This window comes from Saccharopolyspora sp. 6M, assembly GCF_020176775.1.
In the GTDB taxonomy this organism is placed as follows: Bacteria; Actinomycetota; Actinomycetes; order Mycobacteriales; family Pseudonocardiaceae; genus Saccharopolyspora_C; species Saccharopolyspora_C gregorii.
On record NZ_JAIUJZ010000308.1, the window covers coordinates 1 to 4,742 of the forward strand.

Below are 4,742 nucleotides of genomic sequence, written 5' to 3' on the forward strand. Positions count from 1 at the left end.
CACCGCGCGTTCGACGTCGTCGACGCGCAACCCGCCCGGGGCCGGGCCGCGCACGACCGCCAGCACCGGCCCGGCCGCGGGGGGGGGCCCCCCCGCGGCGGGGGGGGGCCCCCCCCCCGGCGGGGCGGCGCCGACCCCAGGATGCCTGCTCCGCGACGGCCACCGGACGCGGGGAGGCGGGTTCCGGCGCGCGATCTCCGGACGCGCTCGCGCGGCCCGGCGGATGAGATCATGAGCGCGGTCCGCTACGGGAGGAGCACCCGGTGTCATCCGAGGACGAACTGCCCGCGCTGGAGGAGGAGCTGCGCGCGTTGACGCGCCGCAGCAGGCTGCGCACTCGCGAACTCGCGCGGGACGTGCACCCGAAGCTGGATCCGACCGCCTACCCGCTGGTGGTGCTGCTGGCGAAGGAGGGCGCGCAGCGCATGTCGGCGATCGCGGCCGCGCTGTCGCTGGACAAGTCCACGGTGAGCAGGCAGGTCGACGCGGTGGTGCGGATCGGGCTCGCCGAACGGGTGGCCGACCCGGTCGACGCGCGCGCCAAGCTGGTCGTGCTCACCGAGCAGGGCGGCGTGCGGGTCAGCGAACAGCTCGCCGAGCAGCGGCGGCGGTGGCGGGAGGTGCTGGGCGGCTGGGACCCGGCGGACATCGCCGAACTGGCCCGGCTGCTGCACCGGCTGGGCGAGACCGACCTGCTCTGAGCGGACCGCTCGATCCCTGGCGCGCTCGGCCGGAACGCCGTCGTCGCTGGTGAGGTTCGTTACGCGCCGACCGGGATTGCCCAGGCCACAGCCCGCCCGCCGCACGGCCGGCTGCCGCGTCCCGTGCGGGAGGAGGTTGTCGTCGACCACCAAGATCACTACTTTGGGTGAATGGCTGGTGATCAGGACAGGTGGCGGGCGCTGGGTGTCGACGTGGAGCTGCCGAGCGCGGCCCGCGTGTACGACGCCTACCTCGGCGGCGCCCACAACTTCGCGGCGGACCGGGCCTTCTTCGCCAGGGCCAAGGAGAAGCTGCCGCACATCGCCGACGTGGCGCGCTGGAACCGCACCTTCCTGCGCCGCGCCGTGCAGACCATGGCCGAGGAGGGCATCGACCAGTTCCTCGACATCGGCTCCGGCCTGCCCACCGCGGGCAACACGCACGAGATCGCGCACCGGACCAACCCGGACGCCCGCGTCGTCTACGCCGACAACGAGCCGGTCGCGGTCGTGCAGACCGAGGAGCTGCTCAAGGACGTGCCGGGTACGGCCGTCGTGCGGGGCGACTTCCTGGAACCCGACGCGATCCTCGGCGCGGCCGCGACCCGCGAACTGCTCGACCTCACCAAGCCCGTCGGGGTCCTCGCCGTGGCGCTGCTGCACTTCATCCCCCGCGAGCAGCACCCCGAGGCGGCGCTGGAGCGGTACAAGGACGCGCTGCCCGCGGGCAGCCGGCTCGCCATCAGCCACGCCACCGTCGACGGCGTCGCCGAACCGGTCCGGTCGCAGACCCTCGACTTCATCGACTCCTACAAGGACACCCAGAACCCGGGATTCACCGCTCGCGACGAGCTGGAGTTCCGGCGGTTCTTCACCGGGTGGGAGCTGCTGGACCCGGGAGTCGCGTTCACCTCGGAATGGCGTTCCGACCTCACCGACGTGGACGACTTCGCCACGGCCAACCCGAAGAACGCGGTCTGCTTCGCCGCGGTCGCCCGCAAGCCCTAGGCCGCGGAGGGACCCCTCGTGCCCTCCGCGGCCGGGCTCGGGTCAGCCGATCTCGACGCGGGTGGCGTCGGCGTGCTCGCCGTTCGGCACGCCGGAGACGGTGACCTGGTCGCCGTCGCGCAGCTCGTCGGCGCCGACCGGCTGCCCGTCCTTCAGCACCGCGGTGTCCGCGCCGACGACCCACAGGAGGCCGTCGGCGTTCGCCTTGAACACGACGAACTCGCCGTCGGGCGTCTGCACGTCGCCGCGCTCCCGCACGACGCCCTGCTCGGCGACGATGTCGCGCGCCTGCTCGTTCACCGCGGAGCGGTCGAGCGCGGTCGGCTGGGCGGTGGCGGCGGACTCGGCCGACGGGGCGCTGCCGGTGGTGGCCTGGGCGGCGGCGCCGATGGCCAGGGCGGGCGCCAAGGCCAGCGCGGCGATGGCGGCGGTGCGTCGGAAGGTGTTGAGCCGCATGGGATTTCCTCTCCTCGTGAACTTGCGGACTCGTTCAGGTTGACCGCCCGATCTCGGTGAATCCGGTGCGGTTCTGAGAGGTTCCTGGGAGCCGCGGACCGTTCCGGCAGCTCGCGATCACCGGGACGGTCCGCGGCGCGCGATCCTCCCGGAGAACTCCCAGGAACCCGATCCGGCCGCGGCGCGGGCGGCGAACCGGTGAAGACCTGCTGCGGCTTCGGCCTCGATCGTGCCGCGTCGCGATGGCCCGGATGCTCGGTTCCGCAGCCGTCCGGATTCGCAGCCGTCCGGATTCGCCCGGCGGCGCGGGATCGCGCGCTCGACCGCGGTCCGGGACGGGTCGGCCCGGCGGTGGGGATCGCGCGCTCGCGCGGAATCCGGGGCCGGTTCGTCCCGCGGTCACCCCGCGTCGGCCGCCCGAGGGGCCTCCGCGCCGGTCGCCGGGGAGATCTCGACGCGGTCCAGCACGACCCGGAAGCAGGTGCCCGCCCCGGGCGCGGTCGCCAGCTCGACCCGTCCGTCGTGCGCCTCCACCAGCGAGCGCACGATGGCCAGCCCCAGCCCGGCTCCGCCGCTGGCCCGGCTGCGCGACCCGTCGGACCGGTAGAACCGCTGGAACACCCGCTCCGCTTCCTCCGGGGCGAGTCCCGGCCCGTCGTCGGCGACCTCCAGCACGGCGCGTCCGTCGATCGAACCGACGCCGATGCGCACCGGCGTGCCCTCCGGGGTGTGCCGCACGGCGTTGCCGACGAGGTTGGTGACCACCTGCCGCAACCGTTCCTCGTCGGCCAGCGCGGGCGCGGCCGCGGGCGGGCCACCGCCGGGTCCGGTCAGCTCGGCGGGCCGCGACGGGTCGAGCGCGTGCACGTCGTGCAGCGCGTCGGCGGCGAGGGTCCGCAGGTCCATCGGGGCGAGCTGCAGCGGCAGCCGTTCGTCGAGCCGCGCCAGCAGCAGCAGGTCGTCCACCAGCCGCTCCAGCCGGTCGGATTCCCGCTCGATGCGGGACATCGCGTCCACGCCCGCGGGCACCGCGCCCATCCGGTGCAGCTTGCTGAACCCCTTGATCCCGGCCAGCGGGGTGCGCAGCTCGTGGCCGGCGTCGGCGACGAAGCGGCGCATCCGCGCCTCCGATTCGGCGCGGGCGGCGAACGCGGCCTCGTTGCGGTCGAGCATCGCGTTCAGCGCCCGCGACAGCCGCCCGACCTCGGTGTCCGGTCCGGCCGATTCGGGGACGCGGCTGCCGAGGTCGCCCGCCGCGATGGCCGCCGAGGTCCGCTCGATCCGGCGCAGCGGCCGCAACCCGGCGCGCACCGCGAACCACCCGGCCAGCGCGAGCACCGCCAGCAGGGCCGTGGCGGTGCCCGCGGAGATCGCCCGCATCCGGGCGACGGTGTCGTCCACCTCGGCGCGCGAGAGCGCGGTGACCACCAGCTCGTCCCGGCCGGGCTGCGCGAGCAACCGCCAGTGCTGGGTGCCGTCGCGGCTCGGCACGTCCACCGGGCCTGCGGTGGCGGTGAGCCCGGTGAGGTCCGGGCCCGGCAACCGCTCTCCGGTCCACTCCTGCTCGGTGACCGCGCCGCCCGCGCCCAGCCGTGCCGCGTACGTCGTGGAACCGGGCAGCGCGAAGTTGTCCCGCACCACCACCGTGCCCGGCCCGGGCAGCCCCGCGTCCGGCACCTGGAAGATCCTCGCGCCCGCGGTCGCCGTCGCCGCCAGCTGCGCGTCCAGCTTGCCGACGAGGTTGCGCTCCAGTGCGCCGATCACCACCGCGCCGCCGATCGCCAGGCCCGCCGCGAGCAGCCCCACCGCGATCAGCAGCACCCGGGCGCGCAACGACATCCGGGCGATCACGAGCGCGGCCCGCGCAGCACGTAGCCCACCCCGTGCACGGTGTGGATCAGCTTCGGCTCGGTGCGGTCCACCTTGCGCCGCAGGTAGCTGATGTAGGTGTCGACGATGCTCGGGTCGCCGCCGAAGTCGTACCGCCACACCTCGTCGAGGATCTGCCGCTTCGACACCACCTGGCCCGCGTTGCGCACCAGGTAGGTCAGCAGCCGGAACTCGGTGGGGGACAACCGGATCGGCTGTTCGGCGCGCAGCACCTGGTGGCTGTCCGGGTCGAGCTCCAGGTCCGCGACGGTCATCACCCGGGAGGTCGCCGCGTGCCCGGAGCGGCGCAGCACCGCGTGGATCCGGGCGATCAGCTCCTCCGGGTCGAACGGCTTCGTCACGTAGTCGTCGCCGCCCAGCGTCAGGCCGCGCACCTTGTCCCGCGGGGCGTCGCGGGCGGTGAGGAACAGCACCGGCACCTGCCCGCCGCGTTCCTCCCGCAGCCGCCGCAGCACCTCGAACCCGTCCGCGTCCGGCAGCATCACGTCCAGCAGCACCAGGTCGGGCCGCTCGTCCACGGCCGCCCGCAGCGCCTCCGCCCCGGTCGCGGCCGCCGTCACCCGGAACCCGGCGAAGCGCAACGTCGCGGCCAGCAGTTCCCGCACGGTCGGCTCGTCGTCCACCACCAGCACCCGCTGGCCGGTGAACCGCGGCACCGCGTCGCGCCCCTCGCCGGGTTCCGCGCCG

5 protein-coding genes are annotated in these 4,742 nt (G+C 74.9%); 2 read left to right on the forward strand and 3 right to left on the reverse strand.

Annotated elements, in window-relative coordinates; all coding sequences use genetic code 11:
* Nucleotides 1-263 precede the first annotated feature (263 nt).
* Together LCD31_RS28175 and LCD31_RS28180 are read left to right on the forward strand one after the other, a co-directional pair.
* Nucleotides 264-701 (forward strand): MarR family winged helix-turn-helix transcriptional regulator, encoded by a 438-nt coding sequence (locus tag LCD31_RS28175; RefSeq protein ID WP_224963126.1) that lies wholly within the window; start codon nt 264-266, stop codon nt 699-701.
* Between the two features lie 171 nt (nt 702-872).
* Nucleotides 873-1,709 carry an SAM-dependent methyltransferase gene (locus LCD31_RS28180; RefSeq protein ID WP_224963128.1) on the forward strand — a complete coding sequence of 279 codons (837 nt, stop codon included), beginning with the start codon at nt 873-875 and terminating at the stop codon, nt 1,707-1,709.
* 42 nt (nt 1,710-1,751) lie between these two features.
* Here the strand turns inward: LCD31_RS28180 and LCD31_RS28185 are convergent, their stop codons facing one another.
* The 3 genes from LCD31_RS28185 to LCD31_RS28195 form a co-directional block, all read right to left on the reverse strand.
* Entirely contained in the window at nt 1,752-2,165 is a 414-nt protein-coding gene (locus LCD31_RS28185; RefSeq protein WP_224963129.1) for a hypothetical protein, read from the reverse strand.
* Nucleotides 2,166-2,564: 399 nt separating this feature from the next.
* Nucleotides 2,565-4,004 (reverse strand): cell wall metabolism sensor histidine kinase WalK, encoded by a 1,440-nt coding sequence (locus LCD31_RS28190; protein ID WP_224963131.1) that lies wholly within the window; start codon nt 4,002-4,004, stop codon nt 2,565-2,567.
* Between the two features lie 8 nt (nt 4,005-4,012).
* Nucleotides 4,013-4,711, reverse strand: a complete 699-nt coding sequence (locus tag LCD31_RS28195; RefSeq protein ID WP_224963133.1) for a response regulator transcription factor — start codon at nt 4,709-4,711, stop codon at nt 4,013-4,015.
* Nucleotides 4,712-4,742 lie beyond the last annotated feature (31 nt).